This window comes from Streptomyces sp. rh34 (assembly GCF_002551245.1).
Classification (GTDB): domain Bacteria; phylum Actinomycetota; class Actinomycetes; order Streptomycetales; family Streptomycetaceae; genus Streptomyces.
Window position 1 is genome coordinate 1 of the sequence record NZ_NTGZ01000109.1, and the last position, 23,613, is coordinate 23,613.

Annotated in this window: 20 protein-coding genes and 5 pseudogenes; 14 read left to right on the forward strand and 11 right to left on the reverse strand. The window is 70.4% G+C overall.

The features are described 5' to 3' along the window. From CR470_RS20515 to CR470_RS20545, 7 genes and pseudogenes are all read left to right on the forward strand, one after another. Window positions 1–179, forward strand: a pseudogene (locus CR470_RS20515) (FAD binding domain-containing protein); the annotation flags it as partial. After that, a complete protein-coding gene (locus CR470_RS20520; RefSeq protein WP_097869030.1) occupies window positions 176–2,341 on the forward strand; it encodes a xanthine dehydrogenase family protein molybdopterin-binding subunit in 2,166 nt (721 codons plus the stop codon). The pseudogene CR470_RS20515 and the gene CR470_RS20520, both read left to right, overlap by 4 nt. Before the next feature lie 146 nt (window positions 2,342–2,487). Further along, window positions 2,488–2,697 (forward strand): hypothetical protein, encoded by a 210-nt coding sequence (locus tag CR470_RS20525; protein WP_143663845.1) that lies wholly within the window; start codon window positions 2,488–2,490, stop codon window positions 2,695–2,697. Between the two features lie 270 nt (window positions 2,698–2,967). Then, window positions 2,968–3,177, forward strand: coding sequence for a hypothetical protein (locus CR470_RS20530; protein WP_097869031.1), 210 nt, complete (start codon window positions 2,968–2,970; stop codon window positions 3,175–3,177). Window positions 3,178–3,194: 17 nt separating this feature from the next. Beyond that, window positions 3,195–3,938: a HemK2/MTQ2 family protein methyltransferase gene (locus tag CR470_RS20535; protein WP_306667804.1), complete on the forward strand. Its 744-nt coding sequence runs from the start codon at window positions 3,195–3,197 to the stop codon at window positions 3,936–3,938. 13 nt (window positions 3,939–3,951) lie between these two features. After that, window positions 3,952–4,185: a CDGSH iron-sulfur domain-containing protein gene (locus CR470_RS20540; RefSeq protein ID WP_107489485.1), complete on the forward strand. Its 234-nt coding sequence runs from the start codon at window positions 3,952–3,954 to the stop codon at window positions 4,183–4,185. Next, window positions 4,182–5,213 carry an iron-containing redox enzyme family protein gene (locus tag CR470_RS20545; RefSeq protein ID WP_097869033.1) on the forward strand — a complete coding sequence of 344 codons (1,032 nt, stop codon included), beginning with the start codon at window positions 4,182–4,184 and terminating at the stop codon, window positions 5,211–5,213. Before CR470_RS20540 ends, CR470_RS20545 begins: the two co-directional genes overlap by 4 nt. Before the next feature lie 28 nt (window positions 5,214–5,241). On the opposite strand, the gene CR470_RS20550 is transcribed toward CR470_RS20545, so the two are convergent. The 3 genes from CR470_RS20550 to CR470_RS20560 are packed head-to-tail and all read right to left on the reverse strand — an operon-like array spanning window position 5,242 to window position 6,791. Next, window positions 5,242–5,910 (reverse strand): HAD family hydrolase, encoded by a 669-nt coding sequence (locus tag CR470_RS20550; protein WP_097869034.1) that lies wholly within the window; start codon window positions 5,908–5,910, stop codon window positions 5,242–5,244. A 20-nt stretch (window positions 5,911–5,930) separates the two neighbouring features. Next, window positions 5,931–6,404, reverse strand: coding sequence for a DUF5709 domain-containing protein (locus CR470_RS20555; RefSeq protein ID WP_097869035.1), 474 nt, complete (start codon window positions 6,402–6,404; stop codon window positions 5,931–5,933). A 60-nt stretch (window positions 6,405–6,464) separates the two neighbouring features. After that, window positions 6,465–6,791 (reverse strand): plasmid stabilization protein, encoded by a 327-nt coding sequence (locus CR470_RS20560; protein ID WP_097869036.1) that lies wholly within the window; start codon window positions 6,789–6,791, stop codon window positions 6,465–6,467. Window positions 6,792–7,211: 420 nt separating this feature from the next. Between CR470_RS20560 and CR470_RS40655 the strand changes: the two are divergent. From CR470_RS40655 to CR470_RS20575, 3 genes and pseudogenes are all read left to right on the forward strand, one after another. Beyond that, window positions 7,212–7,394, forward strand: a pseudogene (locus CR470_RS40655) (ANTAR domain-containing protein); the annotation flags it as partial. A gap of 74 nt (window positions 7,395–7,468) precedes the next feature. Then, window positions 7,469–8,745 (forward strand): annotated as a pseudogene (locus CR470_RS20570) (ATP-grasp domain-containing protein). Window positions 8,746–8,801: 56 nt separating this feature from the next. After that, window positions 8,802–10,835, forward strand: coding sequence for a CocE/NonD family hydrolase (locus CR470_RS20575; RefSeq protein WP_097869037.1), 2,034 nt, complete (start codon window positions 8,802–8,804; stop codon window positions 10,833–10,835). A gap of 196 nt (window positions 10,836–11,031) precedes the next feature. Here CR470_RS20575 and CR470_RS20585 read toward each other — a convergent pair. Next, window positions 11,032–11,367, reverse strand: a pseudogene (locus tag CR470_RS20585) (ornithine decarboxylase); the annotation flags it as partial. A gap of 288 nt (window positions 11,368–11,655) precedes the next feature. On the opposite strand from CR470_RS20585, the gene CR470_RS20590 reads away from it, so the two are divergent. Together CR470_RS20590 and CR470_RS20595 are read left to right on the forward strand one after the other, a co-directional pair. Further along, the gene (locus CR470_RS20590; RefSeq protein WP_097869039.1) at window positions 11,656–12,222 is read left to right on the forward strand and encodes a PadR family transcriptional regulator; all 567 of its coding nucleotides are present in this window, start codon (window positions 11,656–11,658) and stop codon (window positions 12,220–12,222) included. 62 nt (window positions 12,223–12,284) lie between these two features. Next, on the forward strand, window positions 12,285–14,015 hold the full coding sequence (locus CR470_RS20595; RefSeq protein ID WP_097869040.1) for an acyl-CoA dehydrogenase family protein: 1,731 nt from the start codon (window positions 12,285–12,287) through the stop codon (window positions 14,013–14,015). 72 nt (window positions 14,016–14,087) lie between these two features. On the opposite strand, the gene CR470_RS20600 is transcribed toward CR470_RS20595, so the two are convergent. After that, entirely contained in the window at window positions 14,088–14,444 is a 357-nt protein-coding gene (locus tag CR470_RS20600) for a hypothetical protein (RefSeq protein WP_179892326.1), read from the reverse strand. Between the two features lie 298 nt (window positions 14,445–14,742). Continuing rightward, entirely contained in the window at window positions 14,743–15,297 is a 555-nt protein-coding gene (locus CR470_RS20610; protein WP_097869047.1) for an SMI1/KNR4 family protein, read from the reverse strand. Between the two features lie 75 nt (window positions 15,298–15,372). On the opposite strand from CR470_RS20610, the gene CR470_RS20615 reads away from it, so the two are divergent. Both CR470_RS20615 and CR470_RS20625 read left to right on the forward strand, forming a co-directional pair. Beyond that, window positions 15,373–15,678, forward strand: coding sequence for a LuxR C-terminal-related transcriptional regulator (locus tag CR470_RS20615; RefSeq protein WP_257138857.1), 306 nt, complete (start codon window positions 15,373–15,375; stop codon window positions 15,676–15,678). A gap of 590 nt (window positions 15,679–16,268) precedes the next feature. Further along, entirely contained in the window at window positions 16,269–17,180 is a 912-nt protein-coding gene (locus CR470_RS20625; protein WP_143663847.1) for a PhlD, read from the forward strand. Here the strand turns inward: CR470_RS20625 and CR470_RS20630 are convergent. The 5 genes and pseudogenes from CR470_RS20630 to CR470_RS39145 all read right to left on the reverse strand — a co-directional run bounded on the left by CR470_RS20630 (window position 17,128) and on the right by CR470_RS39145 (window position 22,122). Beyond that, entirely contained in the window at window positions 17,128–17,766 is a 639-nt protein-coding gene (locus CR470_RS20630; RefSeq protein ID WP_097869043.1) for a ScbR family autoregulator-binding transcription factor, read from the reverse strand. The genes CR470_RS20625 and CR470_RS20630 overlap by 53 nt on opposite strands. A 65-nt stretch (window positions 17,767–17,831) precedes the next feature. Continuing rightward, window positions 17,832–18,269 (reverse strand): ATP-binding protein, encoded by a 438-nt coding sequence (locus CR470_RS20635; protein WP_097869044.1) that lies wholly within the window; start codon window positions 18,267–18,269, stop codon window positions 17,832–17,834. Window positions 18,270–18,533: 264 nt separating this feature from the next. Continuing rightward, window positions 18,534–19,175 (reverse strand): hypothetical protein, encoded by a 642-nt coding sequence (locus CR470_RS39640; protein ID WP_179892327.1) that lies wholly within the window; start codon window positions 19,173–19,175, stop codon window positions 18,534–18,536. A 36-nt stretch (window positions 19,176–19,211) separates the two neighbouring features. Then, window positions 19,212–19,894: pseudogene (locus CR470_RS41505) on the reverse strand (helix-turn-helix domain-containing protein); the annotation flags it as partial. 56 nt (window positions 19,895–19,950) lie between these two features. Further along, the gene (locus CR470_RS39145; RefSeq protein WP_143663848.1) at window positions 19,951–22,122 is read right to left on the reverse strand and encodes a hypothetical protein; all 2,172 of its coding nucleotides are present in this window, start codon (window positions 22,120–22,122) and stop codon (window positions 19,951–19,953) included. Window positions 22,123–23,613 lie beyond the last annotated feature (1,491 nt).

Below are 23,613 nucleotides of genomic sequence, written 5' to 3' on the forward strand. Positions count from 1 at the left end.
CCCGTGCGGCGGAAGCCGTACTGACCGGCGCCCCGGCCGACGGCGCGGCCTTCACCGCCGCCGCGGACGCCGAGCTCGCCGCCGCCCGGCCGCTGCCCGACAACGGATACAAGGTGACCCTCATGCGCAACCTCATGGTCTCCGTACTCACCGAACTCGCCGGAAGGGACACCCGATGACGGCCACCACGCCGGGACCCCCGGCCGTGCGCGGGGCCGTCGGCGTCGCCCACACCCGCGTCGAGGGCCGCGACAAGGTCACCGGCGCGGCCCGCTACGCGGGCGAGATCCCGCATCCGGACCTGGCCCATGGCTGGCTCGTGCTGTCCACGGTCACCCGTGGCCGGATCCTCGACGTGGAGACCGCCCCGGTCCTCGACATGCCGGGCGTGCTCACCGTGCTGCACCACGGCAACGCCCCGCGCCTGAACCTCGATTACGTCGGGATGCTGGGCACCCCGCCGGACCCGACCTGCGCCGTCTTCCAGAACGACCGGGTGCCGTTCACCGGCTGGCCGGTCGCGCTGGTCGTCGCCGAGACCTCCGAGGAGGCCCGGGAAGCCGCCGAAGCGCTCGTGGTGACGTACGACCAGGAGCCCCACGACACCACGCTCGTCGCCGGCCACGCGGGCGCCTACCCCGCCGCCGGCCATATGCCGGCCGAGACGGAGAAGGGCGACCTGGAGGACCGGCTGGCCGCGTCCGCCCACGTGGTGGACGCGCGGTACACCACCCCCGAAGAGCAGCACAGCATGATGGAGCCGCACGCGGCGATCGCCCGCTGGGACGGCGGCCGGCTGGAGGTCGTCGACTCCAACCAGGGCGCCAGTTGGGTGCAGAGCGAGCTGGCCGCGATGTTCTCGCTCGACGCGTCCTCGGTGCGGGTCCGCTCCGAGCACATCGGCGGCGGCTTCGGCAGCAAGGGCCTGCGCGCCCACCAGGTGTCTGCCGTGATGGCCGCCACCGCCCTGCGCCGCCCGGTGCGCGTGGTGCTGACCCGGCGGCAGACGTTCACCCTGGGCGGCTACCGCAGTCCCACCACCCAGCGGATCAGGCTCGGCGCGGCCCCCGACGGCCGGCTGCTGGCCCTGGAACACCTCTCGCTGAACCAGACGTCGACGGTGTACGAGTTCGTCGAGCCCAGCGCGGGCGTCGCCCGGGTGATGTACGACGCCGAGGCGCACCGCACCGGCAACCACGTCGTACGGCTCGACGTGCCGTCCCCGACCTGGATGCGCGCACCGGGGGAGGCCCCGGGGTCGTTCGCGATCGAGTCGGCCCTCGACGAACTCGCGACACGCGCCGGTGTCGACCCGATCGAACTGCGCCTGCGCAACGAGCCGGAGGTGGGCCCCGTCTCGGGGCTCCCGTTCAGCAGCCGCAATCTGGCGGCCTGCTTCCGCGAGGGCGCGCGCAGGTTCGGCTGGGCGGACCGCGATCCGCGTCCCGGCGTCCGCCGCGACGGTCGCTGGCTCCTGGGCACCGGCACGGCGGCGGCCTCCTTCGGCGCCGGGGCCGCCCCGTCCACCGCCCTGGTCACGGCGGAGGCGGACGGTTCGTTCACCGTACGGATCACCGCCGCCGACATCGGCACCGGAGCCCGCACCGCGCTCACCCTGGTCGCCGCCGACGCGCTGGAGACCGCACCCGAACGGGTCCGGGTCCGCATCGGCGACAGCGACTTCGGCCCCGCGATGATCGCCGGCGGTTCCATGGGCACCCGCTCCTGGGCCTGGGCGGTCACGGCCGCCGCCGCCGAACTGCGGAAGCGGCTCGCGGTGACCACGAGCATCCCCCCGGAGGGGATCATGGTGCGGTCCGACACCACCGAAGCGCTCGGGAACCTCGCGCGGAAGGAACGGCACTCCTACGGGGCCCAGTTCGCCGAGGTCGCCGTCGACACCGCCACTGGTGAGGTCCGGGTGCGCCGCATGCTGGGCGTCTTCGCCGCGGGCCGCATCGTCAATCCGCTCACGGCCCGCAACCAGCTCGTCGGCGGAATGACCTGGGGCATCTCCATGGCCCTGCACGAGGAGGCGGTCCGCGACCGCAACAGCGGCGGTCACTACGCCCCCGATCTCGCCGGCTACCACGTGGCCACGCACGCCGACGTCCCGGACATCGAGGCGGACTGGGTGGACGACCACGACCCGGACGACCCGGTCGGCATCAAGGGCATCGGGGAGATCGGCATCGTGGGCGCGGCGGCGGCCGTCGCCAACGCGGTCTGGCATGCCACCGGCGTACGCCACCGGAACCTGCCGATCCGCCCCGACCGGGTTCTCGCGGCGGCGGCTCCGGACACCGCCGGGGCGGCTCCGGCGGGCGGGCCATCGCTGTAGGGCTGACCCGCGGCGGGGGGTGGGGGCACGGGCTCGCCCCAGCGGGGCGGACGGATTGGCCCGGCAGCCCGCTGCTCATGTTCGGCCTCGGCAGACGACACCGCTGATGCCCAGGTGACCCGCCCTGGCCCGGGCAGGAGACCGCCGTGCCGCTCACCACCCGCCTGGTGCTGTGCTTCTCCGACGGCCTCGGCCTGAGCCCGACCGCGGCGGGCCTGCTGGTGCCCCCGATCTTCCTCGCCCGGATCGTCCTGGGCATGGTCGGCTCCACGCTGATCGGCCACTGGGCCCCGGCCTGGTCATCGGTCCCGGCTACCCGCTCAAGGGCGCCGGCCTCGCCTCTCTCGCGTTGCTGATCACCCCCTGGCGCCCATCGGACCGCGCCGCGTCCCCGGCCACGGCCCGGCTGCCGCCTCGGCCTCGGCGGAGGAGGGCGGCGACCCCTCGCCCGCCCGGAAATGAGGACCGCCGGAGGCGTCGGTCACGCGGTGTCCCGCCCGCGCACGTTTGGCAGGGCCGTTCGGGGTCACTCCCATACAGCGGCGCGAGCCACCGCGAGCGGGCCCGCCCCGCGTGACGGATTCTGGAGTGCGTGCCGAGAACGAGGAGAGACGAACCGCTCGACGATGGAACGACTGCTGACCGCACAGGAGGACACGATGCGTGACGTACGCAGGATTCTGCGGGCCAAGGTGCTGAAGGCCCGCGGACTGGTCACGGAATCGGACGGCAAGGCGCTCGACGACCAGGACCGCAAGGACCAGGGCCGGCGGCAGCAGGCCCGGGCGCGCCGCCAGGAGCAGCGGGACCGGCCCGACGGGTGGCCGGGCCGTTGAACGGCCGAAAGGTTCGGGTGCCCGAGGGCGAAGACGGCCCGAGGACGCGGCAGGCCCTGCCGGACGCGTCCGGCAGGGCCGCACCGCCGGGCGCGGAAGCTCCACGGCCGGGCCGGGTCGTGCGGCTTCCCGGCGTCTACCGGCCGCAGACCGACACGCTTCTCCTCGCCCTGGCCATGCGCCGCGAGGGAATCGGCCCGGGCACGGACGTGCTGGACCTCTGCACCGGGAGCGGCGCGCTGGCCGTGCACGCCGCCCGGCTCGGCGCCCGCGTCACCGCGGTGGACATCAGCCGCCGGGCCGTGGCGTCCGCACGGCTGAACACCGCGCTCGCCCGGCTGCCCGTCACCGTACGGCGGGGGGACCTGCTCCGGGCCCTGCCGGGCCGCACGTTCGACGCCGTCGTCAGCAATCCCCCGTACGTTCCGGCCCCCGGCCTGTCCGCTCCCCGTCACAGGGCCGGCCGCTCCTGGGACGCGGGCCCCGACGGCCGGGCCGTCCTCGACCGCATCTGCGACGACGCCTTCGCGGCCCTGCGCCCCGGTGGTCTGCTCCTGCTGGTCCAGTCGGGGCTGAGCCGTCCCGGGGAGACGGTCGGCCGGCTGTCCGCGGCCGGGCTGGACGTCTCCGTGACCGACCGGGTGACGATCCCGTTCGGACCGGTCACCCGCGGCCGGGCCGCCTGGCTGCGGGCCCGGGGTCTGCTGCGGGACCATCTGGACCGGGAAGAGCTGGTGGTGATCCGTGCCCGGAAGGAATGAGACGCCGCGACGCGTGGTGCTGAACCCGAAAGGCCCGATTCTGGTGGAAGGGCCGGTCGAGGTCGTGGGCGACGACGGTACGACGGCCCGGTCCGACCGCTTCGTCGTCGCGATCTGCACCTGCCGCCGCAGTCGCGCCTACCCCTGGTGCGACACCAGCCACCGCCGCCGCAAGCCGGCCGGGCCCTCCGGGGCCCCGCCCGGCGGCCGACAGCCCCAGGAGGGCGAGGAGGAGTCCCGACCGTGACAACCCCGGCCACCACCCCCCACATGAGCCCCGCCTCCTCCTCCGGACTTCCCCGGGCGCGCGGACCCCTGAGCGAGAGCGTCCTCGCCGTGCTGGCGGGCGGCGGCACCGGCCTGCCCGATCCCGGTGCGGTCCGCCGCTCCGACCCGTACGGGGACGACCTGCACCTGCTCCTGTACGTCCTGTACGAGCTCCACTACCGGGGGTTCACGGGCGTGGACGAGCGCCTGGAGTGGGACCCCGCCCTGCTCGGCGTGCGCGCGGCGGCCGAGGGCGTCTTCCTGGACGCCCTGCGTCGTGACAGCGGCCCGGGCGGGAAGGACGTGGCGCAGGCGGTCGACGCGCTTCAGCTGGAACCCGTCGGCGACGACGGCCACAGCGTCAGCCACCACCTCCAGCGGGAGGGGGAGCTGTGGCAGCTGCGCGAGTACGCCGCCGTGCGCTCCCTGTACCACCTGAAGGAAGCCGATCCGCATCTGTGGGTGGTCCCCAGGCTGCGCGGCCGGGCGAAGGCGGCGATGGTCGCTGTGGAGTTCGACGAGTTCGGAGCGGGCCGGGCGGAGGACATCCACGCCCAGCTCTTCGCCGACCTGATGACCGACCTCGGCCTCGACGCGCGGTACGGCCGCTACCTCGACGCCGCGCCCGCCCAGGCGCTGGCCACCGTCAACCTGATGTCCCTGTTCGGGCTCCACCGGCGGCTGCGCGGCGCGCTGGTCGGACACTTCGCCACCGTGGAGATCACCTCGTCGCCCGGGTCGAGGAGGCTGGCCGAGGCGCTGCGCCGCGTGGGTGCGGGACCCGCCGCCCAGCGGTTCTACGACGAGCACGTGGAAGCCGACGCCGTCCACGAACAGGTGGTGCGCCACGAGGTGATCGGCGGCCTGCTGGAGGACGAGCCCGCACTGGCGGCCGACGTCGTCCTGGGCATCGAGGCGACCGGCCATCTGGAGGACCTCCTCGGGGACCATCTGCTGGCGGCGTGGCGTGGCGGGCGCTCGGCGCTGCGCACACCCCTGACGCCCTGAGAGCCGCCGCCGACCTGTGAGCCGAGCGTCAGTCGGGACCCGGCCCGAAAGGGCTCTCGTCGAGTCGGTCGAGCAGCTCGGCGACGTCCTGGTAGACCGCTTCCGCGCCGGCCCGCTCCAGGTCGGCGCGCGGGATACCGCCCGACAGGAGGGCCACCGCGCTCACCCCGGCCCGGGCCGCCGCCTCCATGTCCCACACGGTGTCACCCACGAAGACCGCCTGCCGCGCACCGACCCCGGCCAGCCGGCAGGCCAGCTCCACGGGTTCCGGGGAGGGTTTGCCCCGGTCGACGTCGTCCGAGCTCGCCGTGGCCGAGATCGCGTCGTCCGCGTCCACCGCGCGCCGCAGCGCCGCGAGTTCCGCCCCGCTCGCCGACGTGGCGAGAACGACCCGCCAGTCGCGTCCGGCCAGCGTGCGCAGCAGCTCGCCCGCGCCCCGGAAGGCGGGAAGGCGGTCGAAGTACGTCGCGTAGAGCACGGTGTGGGCGGAGCTGATGGCCGCGTCCTGCCCGGGGTCCCGGCCGGACCCCAGCAGCCGCTCGATCAGATCACCGGAGCCGAGGCCGACGGCCCGGTGGATGTCCGGCATCGGCACGGTGTGCCCGGCCTGCCGGAAGGCCTCCCACCACGCCACCACATGGAGGTGGTTGGTGTCGGTGAGCGTGCCGTCCACATCGAAGATCGCCGCGCCTGCCATGGTCTCCCGTTCCCTCGCCGTCAGGCTTCGCGCCCCTGGGCTTCCGCCTCGTCCGTGACATGGACGGCCGCTTCCTCCGCCGACGCGGCGCCGCCGTCGATGCCCACGTCCTCGGCGAAGACGTCGCTCTCCCGTCCGGTCGCGTCGTCCGCCGCGCTCAGCCGGCCCGCGCGGGGCTCACGATCGGACCCTTCCAGCGGTTCGCCCTCGCCCCCGGCGAGGTCGCCGATGCCGTCGCCGGGGGGCGGCTCCACATCGCCGACCTCCTGTGCGAGCCGCTGGTCCAGGGACTCACCGCGGTGTTCCTCCGCCCCCGTCGTGCCGAACTTGTCCACGCCCATGGGGCGTTCGGGAGGGGAGTAGCCCTCCTCCATCTGGTCGTCCAGGTCCCGTTCGCCGAGCGTGTTCTCCAGATCGAGCTCATCGTTCGGCGGATCCTGGCCGTCGTCGTCCTGCGGCTGGTACACATCGTCGCCGCGCGCGTCTGCGGGCATGTCCTGTTCCTCCGTCGTCCGGGCGGCCGGTCGTGGGCGTTGACGGGCGTCCGTCGGGCGTCAGCGTCCGAGGGCCTTGCGGAGCTGTTCCTTGTTCATGGAGGAACGCCCGTCGATGTTCTTCTTCTTGGCCTCTTCGTAGAGCTGGTCCTTCGTGGGGCCCTGCGCGCCCTTGTGGGAGCGCTCGCCGCCGCGCTGATAGGCGGACTTCTTGTCCTGTGTGGAGGTCTTGCTCGCCGTCTCCGACTCGCCGGAGCGGGCACGCTGCTTGTTCACGGTCCGGGCCGCGATCTCCTTCGCACGCCCCTTCGAGGCGCCCCGTTCCTCCTGGCTCTCCTTGATGTGCTCGTACTGTCGCTCACGCTTCTTGTCGGATCCAGCGGGCATGGGATGCTCCTCCGCTCTCTCGTGGGTGTCGGGCCCGGAAATCGCTTCCGACGGCCGGAGGGCGCGCGTTTCCGGGAGCGCCCACCGCGTGTCCCGTACGGATCCCACTAAACAACGCACACCGCTGTGTCGCCCCCCGGAGGCATCCTCAGGAGTGGCGACCCCGTTGTCGGCGGCGGCGCCGACGGCTGTTCTCCCAACCGGTCGGCGCCTGAGCTCCGCGTACGCCGGATACCTGATGGAGGAGTACCCCCGCGGCAGAGGTCAAACATGCCTGTGCCGCCGTCCTGCCGCTCCTCGCTGCGCCGGGTCAGGGACGAGGGCGCAGGCGGAAGCCCCCCCCGGGGCAGGACGACGGTGCGTGTCTCCAGGCGATGCGCACCGGCCGCGAGGTAGGCGTGCCGGACACCCTGCGGGGTCGACCGGGCGATCGGCGTGGTCGTCGGTCAGCGACGCCGTACCCCGGAGAAGGCTTCCGACGTACTGCGCACGGCATCGCAGCACCGCGACATCAAACCGCGCGCACTCTGCGCCGAGTTGGGCGCCGTCTTCGGCGCATCTCGTTTGAACTCCCGCGCACGGGTACACGGCGCAGATCCCTGAGGACCTGTGCGAGAGGAGATCCTGTGACCCGAGATCAGCGCAAGAACATCCGCAAGAACATCTTCGTCATCGGAATGGACGAGGCGAACCTGCGGACCCTGGAGGCCGTTCCGGACGCGGCCGACCATCGTCTTCATCCGCTGCTCAGCATCAAGGAGTTGCAGGAGGAGAGCCACACCGTCGACGAGTTGATGAGCCGGGCACGCGCCGTGCTCGACGCGCACGAGGGCGCCATCGACGCGATCGTCGGCTACTGGGACTTCCCCGTGAGTACCCTCGTACCCCTGCTGAGCAGGGAATACGGCACGACCAGTACCAGCCTGGAATCCGTCGTCAAGTGCGAGCACAAGTACTGGAGCAGGCTGGAGCAGCAGAAGGTCATCGACGAACACCCCCGCTTCGGCCGGGTGGATCTGCGCAGTGACGATCCGCGGCCCCCGGACGGCATGAGCTTCCCCATGTGGCTCAAGCCCGCCCTGGCCTACTCCTCCGAGCTGGCGTTCGGCGTCTCGGACATGACGGAGTTCCGGGCGGCGGTCACGGAGATACGCGAGGGAATAGCCCGGGTGGGGAAGCCCTTCGAAGCCGTGCTCGGCCTTCTGGAACTGCCGCCGGAGATGGAGGGGGTCGGCGGGCAGGTCTGTCTGGCCGAAGAGGCCATGACGGGTATCCAGGTGGCCGTCGAGGGATATGTGCACCAGGGTGAGGTCACTGTCTACGGCGTGCTCGACTCGATCAACTACCCGGACTCCTCGTCGTTCCTGCGCCACCAGTACCCCAGTACCCTCCCGGCCCGGTGATCCGGCGGCTGCACGAGGTCAGCGAGCGCACCATGCGGCAGATCGGCATGGACGCGGCGACCTTCAGCATCGAGTTCTTCTACGACCCGAAGACCGCCGACATCAGCCTGCTGGAGATCAACCCCCGGCACTCCCAGTCGCACGCGGAGCTGTTCGCGTTCGTCGACGGTGTGCCCAACCACCACCGGATGTTCCGGCTCGCCCTGGGCGGCGACCCGGCCCTGCCGCCCGGGGGCGGCCGCTACAGGACGGCCGCCAAGTGGTATTACCGCTGGTTCGGCGAAGGCCGCGTCCACCAGGTGCCGACCGCCGAGGAGATCGCCGCCATCGAGCGGGACATCCCGGGCGTCCACATCGACATGGTCCCCACCGAGGGCCAGCTGCTCTCCTCGGTCAAGGGCCAGGACAGCTACAGCTACGAAGTCGCCCACATCTTCACCGGCGGTGACGACGAGGACGACCTGCGCCGCAAGTTCGACGCGTGCGTCGCCGCCCTCGGTCTGAGTTTCGACGAGACACGACCGGGCGGGCGCGGCCGGAATGCTTCGTGACGCCCCGGGTACCCGCGCCCATCGGACCCGACGTCAGGAAGGAAGCCGCTGCCCGTATGCGATACGTCGAGCAATTCCCTCACGAGACGAGGGAAGAGAAGCACGTCACCATCACCATGGCGGACGGGGTGCGCCTGTCGGCGAGGATCTGGCGGCCCACCTCGTCCGACGAGGAGCCGGTCCCCGCGGTCGTGGAGTGCATCCCCTACCGCAAGAACGACCTCACCTCGACCCGTGACGCCATCCACCATCCGTACATCGCGGGCCACGGCTACGCCTGCGTGCGCGTGGACCTGCGGGGAACGGGGGAGTCGGAGGGCGTGCTCCTGGACGAGTACCTGGAGCAGGAACAGCGCGACACGGAAAAGGTGCTGGCCTGGGTCGCCGCACAGCCCTGGTGCGACGGGAAGACCGGCATGATGGGCATCTCCTGGGGGGCCTTCGCCGCGCTCCAGACGGCGGCCCGGCGGCCCGAGAGCCTGAAGGCCATCGTCATCGCCTCGTTCACCGACAACCGGTACGCGGACGACATGCACTACCTCGGTGGCGCCATGCTCTCCGACAACCTCGCCGAAGCCGGGACGATGTTCGCCTACGCCACCTGCCCGCCCGACCCCGACGTGGTGGGGGAGCGATGGCGCGACATGTGGCGGGAACGGCTGGAGGCCGCCCGGCCCTGGGTCCTCGAATGGCTCCGCCACCCGCACCGTGACTCCTACTGGCAGCACGCCTCGCTCAACGAGGACTACGGCAGGCTTCGCTGCCCCGTCCTCGCCTCCAGCGGCTGGGCGGACGGCTACTCCAACGCCGTCACCCGGCTCCTGGCGCATGTGGACGTGCCGCGCAAGGGGCTAATCGGCCCCTGGTCCCACAAGCTGCCGCACCTCGGGGAGCCCGGCCCGGCCATCGGCTACCTCCAGGAGGTCGTCAAGTGGTGGGACCACTGGCTCAAGGGCATCGACAACGGGGTGATGGACGGGCCGATGCTCCAGGCATGGATGCAGGAGAGCGTCCCGCCGTCCACGTCCTACGAGGAACGCCCCGGCCGCTGGGTCGCCGAGCCCTCCTGGCCGTCGCCGCGGATCACGGAAGTGGCGCACCCGCTACGGGGCTCCACCATCGTGACGGCGGACCACGAGGAGCCCCTCCCGCGAGGCCGGACCCGCACCGTCCGGTCGCCGCTCTCCGTCGGCCAGTTCGCCGGCAAGTGGGCCTCGTACAACGCTCCGCCGGACCTGCCCTACGACCAGCGCGAGGAGGACGGCGGCTCCCTGGTCTTCGAGACGGAACCGCTCGCCGACCGACTGGAGATCCTCGGCTCGCCCTCCGTCGACCTGGAGGTCTCCGCCTCCGCCCCGGTCGCCCAGGTCACGGCCAGGATCTCCGACGTCGCACCCGACGGCCGCGCCACCCGGGTGACGTACGGCGTGCTGAATCTGACCCACCGCGAGAGCGACGAGCACCCCGAACCACTGGAGCCCGGCCGGCGCTGCCGCGTCCGGATCCCGCTGAACGGGGTCGCACAGGCGTTCCCGCCCGGCCACCGCGTCCGGCTCTCCCTCTCGACCTCGTACTGGCCCCTGGTGTGGCCGGCGCCGGAACCCGTCCTGCTCACCGTCCATGAGGGCGGCGGTGAGCTGATCCTGCCCGTCCGCCCCACCGAGGAACCGGACGGCATGCCCCAGGCGGACTTCGGGGAGCCGGAGGGCTGCCGGCCGCCCCCCGTCACCCGGCTGAGCGAGCCCGAGCAGGCCTGGAACGTCTCCAGGAGCCTCGTGGACTACCACTCGGCCCTCGACATCGTGAAGGACCGGGGCAGGCAGCGGTACGAGGAGAACGGCATCGAGGTGGGGCTGCGGGCCTGTGAGAAGTACACCTCCGTGGCCGACGACTTCGCCTCCCCGAGCGGCCGGTCCGCGTGGACCATGCGGTTCTCCCGGCCCGGCTGGGACGTGCGGATCGAGACGAGCACCGTCCTGACGGCGAACGCGGACGAGTTCAGCGTCGACGCCACCCTGGACGGCTACGAAGACGGCCGCCGGGTCTTCTCCCGCACCTGGAACGAGACCGTTCCCCGGGATCTGGCCTGATGACACGGCGGGGCGGGCGTATGCGGACCGTACGAGAGGGAGACGCGGGCGGCCGTCGTCCTCGCCGTCCTGGTCTCTGTCGTGGTCCAGGCGGTCGCGGCGGCCCCGGTGACCTCCACCCTCCACCGGCGCTCCGCCGAGTCCCCTGACCCGTCCGTGCGGAGCGCCGCCGCCGTCCTCGGCGCGCCCGGCGGCCCTATTGCTCGGCGCACACCCGGACGGTCTCCAGGGTGGGATCCGCCGGGTCGGGCACGTTCATGCCCGCCTCGACCCCGGAGCGCAGATAGCGCAGCAGGGGTTCGGTGATCCGCTCGCCCGGCAGCACGGCCGGAATGCCGGGAGGGTACGGCGTCATCATCTCGGCGGCGACGCGCCCCACGGCCTTCGCGGCCGGGATGTCCTCCGTCGCGGCGAAGCAGGCGTCGCGGGGGAGGCAGGCCTGGACGGGGCGGAGTTCGTCCGGCGTGGCTACGTCCACCTGAGGGGCGGGACGGAGCGCGTGCGCGTTCCGGGAGAGGCCCCGCAGCGCAGTGCTCCGCGTGAACGGCGTCCGCCATGAGGTTCTCCGCACGCCGCGGCACACCGGACCTCTCCCGCCGGTCGTCCAGTCCGCCCATGGCGAGCACGTCATGGTTCGGGGTCATTCGGCACGCTTTTCCGGCGACGGTGTGGATCAATCACGCGCGTCGGCTCGGACCAGTAAGGTGCCGCCGGGGGCGTTCACGCTCCCGCCGGTGAGCCCGGCCGGGACCGGGTGAGCCGTGTCTCACCGGGGCTCCACGACTTGTCTATGCAACGAGTTGCATAGAAAGATTGCGGTATGGCCCTCGACCACGCGATCCTCGTCTCCCTGCTGGAGCAGCCCGGCTCCGGCTATGAGCTGGCCCGGCGGTTCGAGCGGTCCATCGGGTACTTCTGGACCGCCACCCACCAGCAGATCTACCGCGTGCTCGGTCGGATGGTGACCGACGGCCTGCTCCTCGTCCGCGAGGTGCCGCAGGAGGGCCGGCCGGACAAGAAGGAGTACTCCGTCACCGGGCCCGGCCGTTCGGCCCTCGCCGCGTGGCTGCACAAGCCGATCGAACCGGAGAGCCTCCGGCACGACCTCGCCGTGAAGATCCGGGGCGCGGCCTTCGACGACCCGGCCGCCCTGATCCGCGAGGTCGAGCGGCACCACCAGGTGCACCGGGACCGGCTCACGCACTACCTCGCCGGGGAACTGCGCGACTTCACCGGGCCCGAAGCCCCCGTGCCTCCGGACGCCGGCCAGGAACTCCAGCACGTCGTGCTGCGCGGCGGCATCGCGTTCGAGCGCATGACGATCGCCTGGCTCGACGACGTACTCGACACCCTCAACCGGCTCGCGGCCTCGGGGCCGGACGCCTGAACGGTGCCCCGGCCGCCACCTCCGTAACCACCACAACCCTCACCCCTCGGGAAGGCACCGCCATGGCTGAGTCCGCGTCCTTGCTGTTCAACCCGCACACCTACGATCCCCAGCACTTCGACCCGGAGACCCGCAGGCTGCTGCGCGCCACCGTCGACTGGTTCGAGGAGCGCGGCAAGCGCCGGCTGATCGAGGACTACCGCTCCCGCGCCTGGCTCGGCGACTTCCTCGCCTTCTCCGCCAAGGAGGGGCTGTTCGCCACCTTCCTCACCCCGGCCTCCGCCGCCGGGAACGAGGACCGGCGCTGGGACACCGCCCGGATCGCCGCCCTCAACGAGATCTTCGGGTTCTACGGTCTGGACTACTGGTACGCCTGGCAGGTGACCATCCTCGGTCTCGGCCCGGTCTGGCAGAGCGACAACGCCGTGGCCCGCGACCGGGCGGCCGAACTCCTCTCCCAGGGCGAGGTGTTCGCCTTCGGCCTCTCCGAGAAGACCCACGGCGCCGACATCTACTCCACCGACATGCTGCTGGCGCCGGACAGCGAGGTCGACGGCGGCTTCCGGGCCTCCGGCTCCAAGTACTACATCGGCAACGGCAACGCCGCCGGTCTCGTCTCCGTCTTCGGCCGGCGCACGGACGTCGAGGGACCCGACGGTTACGTCTTCTTCGCGGCCGACAGCCGCCACGCGGCGTACCACCTGGTGAAGAACGTCGTCGACTCCTCCAAGTACGTCAGCGAGTTCCGTCTCGCCGACTACCCGGTGGCCCCCGCCGACATCCTGCACACGGGCCGGGCCGCCTTCGACGCCGCGCTCAACACCGTCAACGTCGGCAAGTTCAACCTCTGCACCGCCTCCATCGGCATCTGCGAGCACGCGATGTACGAGGCCGTCACCCACGCGAGCAACCGCGTCCTCTACGGCCGCCCCGTCACCGCCTTCCCGCACGTGCGCCGCGAGCTGACCGACGCCTACGTCCGGCTCGTCGGGATGAAGCTGTTCAGCGACCGCGCCGTCGACTACTTCCGCTCCGCCGGACCCGAGGACCGCCGCTACCTGCTCTTCAACCCGATGACGAAGATGAAGGTGACCACGGAGGGCGAGAAGGTGATCGACCTCATGTGGGACGTCATCGCCGCCAAGGGCTTCGAGAAGGACAACTACTTCGCGCAGGCCGCCGTCGAGATCCGGGGCCTGCCGAAGCTGGAGGGCACGGTCCACGTGAACCTCGCGCTGATCCTCAAGTTCATGCGCAACCACCTGCTGAACCCGGTCGACTTCCCGGCCGTCCCGACGCGCCTGGACGCCGCCGACGACGCGTTCCTCTTCCAGCAGGGACCGGCGCGCGGCCTCGGCTCCGTACGCTTCCACGACTGGCGCCCCGCGTTCGACGCGTACGCCGAGGTGCCGAACGTCGCCCGCTTCCGTGAGCAGGCCGACGCCCTGTGCGCCTTCGTCGAGACGGCAGCCCCCGACGAGGAGCAGAGCCGTGACCTCGATCTCCTCCTCGCCGTCGGCCAGCTCTTCGCGCTCGTCGTCCACGGCCAGCTGATCCTGGAGCAGGCCCGCCTGACCGGCCTGGACGAGGAGCTCCTCGACGAACTGTTCGCCGTGCTCGTACGCGACTTCTCCGCCCACGCCGTCGAACTGCACGGCAAGGACTCCGCCACCGAGGACCAGCAGAGCTGGGCGCTGGGCGCGGTACGCCGTCCCGTCGTCGACGCGGTCCGTTCGGCGCGGATCTGGGAGCGCGTCGAGGCGCTGTCGGGGGCGTACGAGATGGGGCAGTAGCCCTCCAAGCCGCCACGGGCGCGTGGTGGGCCCGGAGGAGCGCTCCTCCGGGCCCGTGCCGGCGTCAGGGCGCTACCTGCCGGAGCCGGAGATCCACCGGGCCATCGCCTCGAACGCGTCCACGGTGCGGGTGTCATAAGGGCCGAGATCCGCACGGCGTTCTCCGGCCGGCGTCCGGTACAGCGTGATCGCCCCGCGCGTGTCACCGGACTCTCCGGTGATGTCGGCGAGTTGCATTCGCGCGTCGAGCACGACCGGATCCGTCGCGCGGTGCGCCGACCGGAGCCGGTCGATCGTGCTTTCCAGCTCGCGAATCCGCTCCATGTAGTCGGGATTGACATGCGGGTCGACGGCCCGCATCGCCATTGGTGACCTGGGCGATGCCATCTGTTCGCTGGGGTTCGTCGTTGGCGAGGTGACAGCTCCCACGGTGCCGTTCCTTCTTGAACTGGCCGGGTCTCCGCACGTGGCTTGCAAGGCCGAGTTGCTAGACCTGCTGGGAAGCATCTGCCGGGCCGACCAGTGGCATTCTGCCGCTGCTGCAGTGCAGGACCGCAAGCACGACGCGAGCTCCCAGCAGCAACCCGGCTGGGAGGCAGCAGCAAGGACAGCTGTGTACGCAGGCCGGTCAGTCATCGAGGGCGTCGCCTCCTCCGTACGGCCAGAGGAAGCGACGCCTGCTCGGAAGTTGTTGCAGGAGATGGACTGCATCCCGCCGTTCCCGGAGCTATGAGCGGTTATTGCGGGACAGCCCTTGGGTAGGTGCGGGGTCGTCAACAGAGCCGTCGCCATACGCGCTCGCCGCAGTGAGGCGCTGGACGAATGAGCGGAAGTCACCGGCCAAGACGACCTCTCTGTCGAGGTCGGTCTCGAACCATGTGACTGAGGGTTCGCCATCCTGCCCGCAGAGGCGGTAGTCGAGCCCGATCCACCAGTGCCCATCGCCGGAGAGCAGCACGAGTGGCGCTGGCATACCCCACTCGTCGATCAGGTACGGGGTGTCGAGCAACGAGGTCATCCCGTCGCGCCGCCCGATGCCCATCAGGTGGTCGAAGGGAACGTGGTCCTTGCTCCACGAGGTCGGCTGGCTGGTGGGGAACGCATCATGATCAGTAGCCACAATGCCGCCGTTCTGAACCCGCAGAAGGTCAAGCAGGGCCGCAGGCAGCCTCACACCTAGCGCACGCTCGGCTTCTCGCACCATCTCGTCCGTGAGGGGCGGCTGAACACCGTAATCACCGTCACCCCAGAACGTCGCCATGACCTCATCGAATCGCCCCATGACACGCAGCCTACGGCTCAGCTGCACCGACCTCAGCAGCAAGATCATTTCTTAGTCCGGAAAAGGTCGGCTGCCGTGGCCGAGGAACTCGCCGACCGGCTGCGCGACGCCGATGTCGGAGTGGAGACCGAGCACCGGCACATCGACCGGCCGATCCTGTCCGGCGCGGCAGGGGGGCTGCTGACCGATCACGAACTCGCCGTGCTCCGTCTCTTCGCCCGGGGCCGCGGGCAAGCGGAGATCGCCGAGGCTTTGCGGATCAGTCCGGAGACGGCGGGGTGCCTGCTGCACCGGGCACGGGTCGTTCTCCGGGCGCGGACGCTCGCGCACGCTGTCGCGCTCGGTGGGGAGAACGGTCTTCTGGAACGCCCGCGCGGCTGAACCCCTCCCGCCCGCGCCGGGGCTGGGGTTCATTGGTCCTTTGGGGTTCGGCGGCTGGGCACCTGGGCCAGGAACCGTTCTCCGCAGGGCGGGGTGCAGCCGTGCAGGTACCGGGCGGGTGCCCGGCGCTGGTGGACGAGGGGGTGCGGCGCAGGGCTAGGTAGCCCAGTCGGCGCAGGGTGCGGGTGGTCATCAGCGGTCCTGTTCGGGGGCGTCGGACAGCTCCAGGACGACGGGGTAGCGGTGCTGGGTGGCGGCGGTGACGCGGGTGGTGTGGCGGACCACGTGCAGGCCCATGTCGGTGAGTTCGTCGGGGTCGTGGAGGCCGCAGAGCAGTGCGGCGGCGGCCGGGAGGGTGAGCGGGGCAGTGATGCTGTAGCCGAGCAGGGCGGCGGTGTCGGGGGCGGCGTGCGCGGGCGAGTACCTGGTGCGGGTCGTCGACGATCAGCTCGTCGAACTGGATGCGCTGGGCGTGGACGCGGAGGTCGAGCGGGCGCCTGGCGGGGTGTCCGTGTGGTGGGGGCGGGGAGGGCGGGCAGCAGGCTGGGGCGCGGCAGACGGTTCATCGTGGGACTCCTGGGGTGCGTACGGTGAACGGGACGGACGAGCCGGGGGTTGGGATGGACGTGGTGATCGGCCGGCCGACAGTGGTCCGGGCCGCGTACGAGGCCGCCCGGGATCGGGCGGTGACGGCGGCCGGGCAGGCGCCGGCCCACTCCGGGCTCGGGCCCGGGGACATCGACGTGCTGGTCACCACCCACACCACGTCCTGGACGATCCCGGGCCTGGACGTCGACCTGGTCGGCGGGCTGGGACTGCGGCCGGATGTGGAGCGGATCGGGCTGGCGACCGCCGCGTGCGTCGGCGGCGCCCACGGCCTGGTCCACGCGGTTCGGTCGCTGCGCGGACGCGGTGGCGGGCGGGCCCTGATGGTGGCCACCGAGGACCTCTCCACCCTCTACCGCAACCGCCCCGGGGAACTGCGCATGCAGGACGTTCTGTACAGCGGGCTGTTCGGGGACGCGGCGGGCGCCGCCGTCCTCTCCGCCGTCGAGCAGGCGAGTGCGGGGGAGCTGGTGGTGGAGGACGTGTGGGAGCTGGTCCTGCCCGGCAGTGCGGACGCGTACTGGAGCGAGATCCATGAGGAGGGCGTCTCCTTCGATTCGACTGAGGAGGCGACGAGGGCGCCGCGAAGGGTGCTGCCGTACCTGACGGGGTGGCTGGACGGACGGCCGGTGCAGTGGGCGGCGGTGCACCCGGGTGGGCCCGGGATCATCTCCGGGACGCTGACCGGTCTCGGCCTCGACCCGGAGAGCGCCGGTCGGCACGCTCGGGACTCCCTCGCCGGCGGGAATCTCGGCGGGGTGGCCTTGCTGGACGTGCTGGCCCGGACCATGACCGACGGCGCGGCCGCGGGGCCCGGCGTCGCGGTGGCCTACGGGCCGGGGTTCACCGCCGCCGCGCTGTATCTGCGGGCGGTGCGCTCAGGCGCAGCCGGCTGAGAACGGCCGGGCGGGCGAGGCCGGGCATGATCAGGGACCACATGGCGCTGACCTGCTGGTGAAGCGCGTCGCGTTCGGCGAGGGCGAGTGCGAGGAGCTGGACGCCGCTGTAGCAGCCGACCAGGGTGCGGGCGGCTTCGGCGGGCTCGACGTGGTCCTGGAGCTCGTCGGCGTCCCGGGCGGATTCGAGGACGGCGGCGACGGCCCCGAGCGGGGCCGCGTAGCTTTCGGCGGTCTGGTACGGGCCCGGCTCGATCGACAGGCGCACGGCGGCCCGCAGGACGGGGTCCTCCAGGATGCCGGCGGTGTAGAAGTGGCTGATGTCGATCAGCGCCTGGAGCCAGCGCTCCGGTACCGGGCCTGATCCCGCGCGCTCGGAAACCTGCTGGAAGAATGCGCGCTGGCGGGCCAGGATTTCGTCGCCGAGCTCCGCCTTCCCGCTGAAATGGTGGTAGAAGCCGCCACGCGAGACGCCCGCCAGGCGCAGGATCTCCGGGGTCGTCGCACCGGCGTAGCCCTCGCGGTCGAAGACCACGCCGGCGGCCTCGATGATCCGCTGAGCCGTCCGCTCCGCGCGATCCTGCATAGTCCTCTCGCCTCCCTGAGCCGGGTCCGACGCTACCCGGGGACCCGGCAGTGCGCGCCCTGGCGTCAGGCATCTGCGCACTCCAGCCGCACCGGCGCGGAGATGGCCCAGCGCCGTTCCGGGGTGGCACGCCGGAAGAGAGCCCACACACATTTCCCGGTAACGCGCCGGGCCCATCCGTGGTCGTAGGCGAGCGCGTCCAGCAGGAGCAGGCCGCGCCCGCCGTCCCCGTCGGCGGGAACGGCGTCCGGGCTCGGAGGCAGCGGCCGGGCGCTGGCGTCGGTGACCGCCAGGGCGACGTGGAGGCCCGCCGGGTCGATCGTGAGCTCGACCTCGATGTCGTCCATGGCTCCGGCCGCCTCGTCGGCGGCGACCGCGTTCGTCACCAGCTCGGAGACGACGAGCCCGACCGGATCGCGTATGTCGGCGGGCAGCAACGGGGCCGCCCACTTCCGTGCGGTACCTACGGACGCGGGGACCGGCGGCAGATGTAGACACGTCATGGCGGGACATCCTCCAAGCAGTACGCGTTCCGACCGACAGGGCTGTCGGTTTCTCCTTGCGCAGAGAACGCCCGCGGCACGCCGGGCGGAAGGGTCAGGTCTGGCCCCGGACCAGACCTGACCCTTCCGTCTATGACGAACTCAGAGACCACATCGGCCGGCTCCCCTTCCCTACGCTGCTGGAGTCGGGTGACTCATCGATCGTCGCCTACAACCACCGGGCCGAACGCGCATGCCCCTGGACCGCCCGACCCGGCGCGAACGTCATGCGTCCGCCGTCGCACCGAGCTCGGCCAGGTGCTCCGCCCGGGCTGGATCCGCTTCCCGCGACGACGTGGTCGAACCCTCGGCACCGACGCCGGACGCAGTCACTGAATGCCGACGGAGGATGAGTTGAGCCAGCCGGAACAGCCCTGGCACCCGGGCCCGAACGATCTGCCCTTCACCACCCACCTGATCAATCCGCACGGCGACCGGCACCTGGGCTTCAACAACGAAGACGGCCGCTTCTACCGGCTGTGGCAGCACCGCCGGCCCGAACCGCTGCACACCGGCGAAGCGATCCTGCTGCGTCCGAGCGACGTCGACCGGATCATCAAGTTCGCCATGATCTGGGCTACGCGCCATGCGGCCGACCCGCGCAGCGACGCTCTGGTCGAACCGCATTGCCTCGATCGTGAAGAACGGCGAGCGTTGAACCGTGCTCTGGTAGGTCTCCGTCGGCTCGGGGTAGGTTCCGGACCCGGCCCGGCGGGCCGTTCCGAGGTAGGCGGCTCGGATATCGGCGACCGCCGGTGCCCAGCCGGGCAGGGGCGTGGTGCCGGGCGGTCCAGCCGAGAGGATGATGATGCCGGCCTGTTCGGTGGTGATCCTGTCCACGCCGTCCAGGACCTGGACGCGGTCCATCCAGGTTCTCGGAACTACTGAGGTTGAACTCGGGCCGCGTCGGCCGTCGTCCTGACGCGGCCGGTAGATCAGCCGTGACCGGTTGCCGGGTTTGTAGCAGGTCAGCGCGACGATGGATATCCGTCTGCGGGAACGGCCACGGACCCGCACCACCGGGGTCCGGCCGCGCTTCGACCAAGTCCTGGTCCTTGGCCGCGTCATGGAGAATCCGGCTTCGTCCTCGTAGACGAGCCAGGCTCCACGGGCCGCCGCGAGCCTTCCGCGCAGGGCCATACCCCCGGGCCCACCCGGCCACCGCCTCGTCGTCCCGCTCGATGGCGCGTCGGGCCGGGACCTGGCAGGACCAGCCGTTGCGCACGCCCTGGACCGTGTAGGTCAGGTGGAAGCGCCTGCTGATCACTGTCTTCACACGGCTCAGGGGTCCAGTGTCGGTCTTCCCAGCCGTGCACGATCGGCCCCTTTTGGCCAGCCCCGCCTCCGGCGAACTGCTTCTCACTCAGCCTCGGCAGCGACGCCGGCCCCTGTGACCGCGGAGTCTGCGGACCGCCCTCATCCCCTATCCGCCACCCCCGCTGCACCGAGCGGACGCTGACCCGCAGGTCCTTCGCAACGACCGAGCTCGCCTCGCCCTTGGCGAACCTCTCGGCCTCCTGGAGCCGCAACTCCTCGCGGAACTGATGCCGTTCGGCAGTCAGCTCGCCCCCTTGTGGATACCGCACGCGCGACGAGCCGTCAGCGCCTACGAGTCCACGAGTTCAACCTCAGTAAGCCATTTTCAGGCCCGCTTGATGTGGTACCACAGGTAGTACGTGCTGTCTTCCTCTGGATTGCGATATCGACGCTTTTCGGTGTAGTCGGAGCGGTTGCCTGCTACGAGCTTCTTTTCCACCGGCTCACTGGAGACGGTAACGACGTCAATCTTCTGAGATTCCGGCTGCGGGAGCCTCTTCACCGTCTCATCTGTCAGCTCGTACAGTTGGCGGCTTGAGAACGTCATCGCATCGTAGGCGAGTGGGTCGGCTGGCGCCCACGCCGCGTAGAGGAGGCCGCCAGCGAGAATGGCAGCCAGGGCTCCCCCGGCTACGTACGCCTGCGTCGTCATGACACCTGCCTTAGCGGCAGCACCCAACACACCGCCGGAGGTGCTGCTGCCCAACTGGACGAAGAAGTTCTGAATATAGAGCGCATAGGCATCCCAGAAGTCGTTGATCGACTGCCGGGCGGCGTCCTCGCTATCCACTTCCAGCCCAAGGACGGCAAGGGCTAGATAATCGCGACCCAAGATACCGTCGAACAGCGTGGCCGGGCCGAACGTGTGGATTTCTCCGCTGTCGACATCGTCCTTCTCTGTGATCGTTACTGCCCTGAGGTCAGGGAGCGCCACCTTGTTCTCGGCGGAGAACGGATTCATCACCGCTGTGAAGGCGCGGAACCATGGCTCATCTGAGCCAGGGCCGTCAGTTTCCTCGTGACAGAAAAGCTGGTCACTGGTGATCTGGTAACGCTGGTTCGGACTCGGCTCCAGGTCGAACAGAACCTCATTGCTGGCAAATTCTGCGGGTGGTGGTTCACCTGCGTTGATGGTGTACTTCGTGCTGTTTGGGACGATGATCTGCATCGCATAGCGACCGGGAGGTAGCGGGATATCGGAGAATCCCTGCTGAATGGATGCGGGCATTGTGAAGTAGGCTGTATCGCGTACCTCGGGGGCCACCAGTCCTGGTGCCGTCTCCACGTCAGGGTGCCAGTCGATAAGCTTCTCCGGCGGGATGACGAGGGTAGATGCACCCTGTACCTGGCGGATTACGACGCGCGCGTCGGGGGAGAGGAAATTCAGCCCCCGCAAGCCCACCTCACTTCCTGGGTCGATGCGCGGAATCTGAAGGCAGACGCTCTTGCCGCCAAAGGACGTCTCGTAGTCGGGGCCACCTGGGCAGGAGGGAAATCCCATGCCCCCACTCGCCCCCGATGGGGTCATGTGAGCGCAATTCAGTGAGGCGGAGCCAACGCCGGCGGACGGCTTGCAGTCCCACGCATATTCGTGAGGCTGGTACTTCATGTCCTTGGGAAGACATGGCACACCTGTGACGGGTGTACAGCCTCCATTGTGGCGAAGCCACCCGGTGTATTTATTGGCATCCGGCTCCCCCGTCGGGCTGACCGCGGTGATCCATGGCCACGGAGCCTTGACCTTCTTGACTTTCCCGGGCTCGCCCGGAGCGTCAACGGTGCGCACCCACGGTCGCGGCTTGAGATCCCCCGGAGGAATGGGCAGATGGAAGAACTGCGTGGGTGGCGGTGACATGTACTGTCCGATGTCGGGTGTGCCGTAGCGATGCATCCGCCCGAGGGCCAGCATCTCGCCGACAAGGTTGCGCACCAAAAAGTCAGGATCGAGCGCCGCGACGTCCTTCCATCCGTCGAAGCGAGTATCAAAGACGCAACTCTTCAGAGTTTCTGGAAGGCTGTCGTACGCGTCAAGGGCGTTCTCCAGAGCTGCGCGCTGAGCAGCCGGAAGACCGTTGAGCACCCCCTGAAGGTTGGCCTCGAACGTGTTGTAGGCGGGCACACCCTTCCGAAGCCGTCGCAGGACGAGCATGAGCATCGGGGCTACGCGGTCTCGAAGTGGCAGAGCCCCAGAGAAGTTAGCAATCTTTACCTTTGATGGAACCTTGGGTTTACGGAACTGGAGACAGCGCTCGTCGATTCCCGGAATGCAGCGCAGCACCTTCAGGATCTGCTGGCAGCAATCGTCCTTTTTGGGTGGAATGCGGTCGTGGCAATTGGGTGGAGATAGGCCAGGACCTTGCGGTTTACATGAGCACTCACCACCCGGTTCACCCTCAATGGTCCAGGGATCACGGTGGGGGCGTCCCTCGAGGGGCCGGTGATCCACCGGAGGCTTCTCCCCTGGACCGACCTCGCCAGAGCCAGTGGTGGTTTCCATCGTGAGCCTCCAGGAATTAATCATGCCCTGTTCGCATTGTTGGCACCCTCACCTCGCTACTGCCCGCTGGACTAACCCGTTCGAGACCATCAGCGGTCCTGCACAACTGCGCCCTCGACGTCGGCAGCAACCGTCCACTGATACCACCGAGCCTGTTCGCTGGCGCGCTATGTAGCGCGCGATGAGCTCCCTCAGGAGGGGCCTGGTTGGTGTCGGCGTGGGATGGCGGGCATGCCGAGGTTGATCTGGCGAACCGATCGGCGAGCAGTGCGAACAGGTCGTCGGGGTATCGGGGGCGGAAGCGGGCGTAGTGATATTCGGCGGAGACGAAAGCATGTCGATCAACGGTCATCGCGGACCTCCCAAGGGGGGATGAGGGACCGGGGCGGTGCAGGGCGCGCCCTGGGCAGGGGCAGCGGGCGAGGTTGGCGAGGTAGCTTTCGGTGGCGCTCCATGGTGTGCGTTCGATGCCGGATCCGCCGGTGTTGGCGGGGCCCTGGATGTGGACGAGGCGTCCGGACAGGTGGACGGTGTCGCCTTAGCGGAATGCGCCGGTGTAGGCGTCGAGGTAGCTGCGCAGGTGCGTGATGCGGTGGGCGAAGACTTCGGCTTCGTCGATCGTGGCCGCTGTGCGAGATCGAGGGCGGGGAAGACGGCCGGTATCGCGACGGACGGCAGGAGGTGGCGCCACAGGCTGGCGATCCGCTCGATCGCCCCGTCCTGTGCTGTCGGTCCCGGTGGGTACCGGTGGAGTCCGGCGAGCATCGTGGTGATCAGTTCTGCGGTCTCGTCCGCGTCGACGTGTGAGGGAAGCTTTCCGGCGTGTGCGGCGTCGGTGAGCAGCCCGGTGATCGTCAAGTGGAGACGTTCGTGCGAGGCACCGCTCTCGAATTCGGGCTCGCCGGCGAGTCGCAGGGCACCGTGGAGGACCGGATCGGTGCGCGGCGGGGCGGCCGTAGCGGTTGACGAGCGCGATGAGTGACTGGAGGCGTACGGGACCGTCGGGGACGGTGACGGTGTCCGCGTTCTGGAGCCGGTCAAGGACCTCGGTGGCATGATCTCGCTGACGGACGTAGCCAGCGCCAGCAGGCGCCCCGCGGCCTTTCCGTGAAACCCAGCGGCATCCACCTCTCCTGTGCTAACCGCCCATGATCAATCACAGAGGCACTTTCTGTACCGCAACTACTCACACCCGTGATCGGCTGACGCACGGCCCCCTGATAAGAGGTGGCCCGTGTGCAGCCCCGCAGTCCTTCCTGCGTGAGATGCACGGGTGAGGGCCCGCGCCACGGCGCGGGCCCTCACCCGTTCTGGAACGGCCGTAGCCGGGTGTGCCCGGCTGCAGGGTCAGCGGACGAAGTAGCCGCGCTCCGCGTCGAAGTAGGCCTTCTCGCCCTTGATGTAGGTGATTCCGTACGGGCCGCCGAGGTTGCGGTACTCGCCGCTGGCCCAGCCTCCCTCGATCCCCGCGTGGCCGCCGCCGGCCGGGCC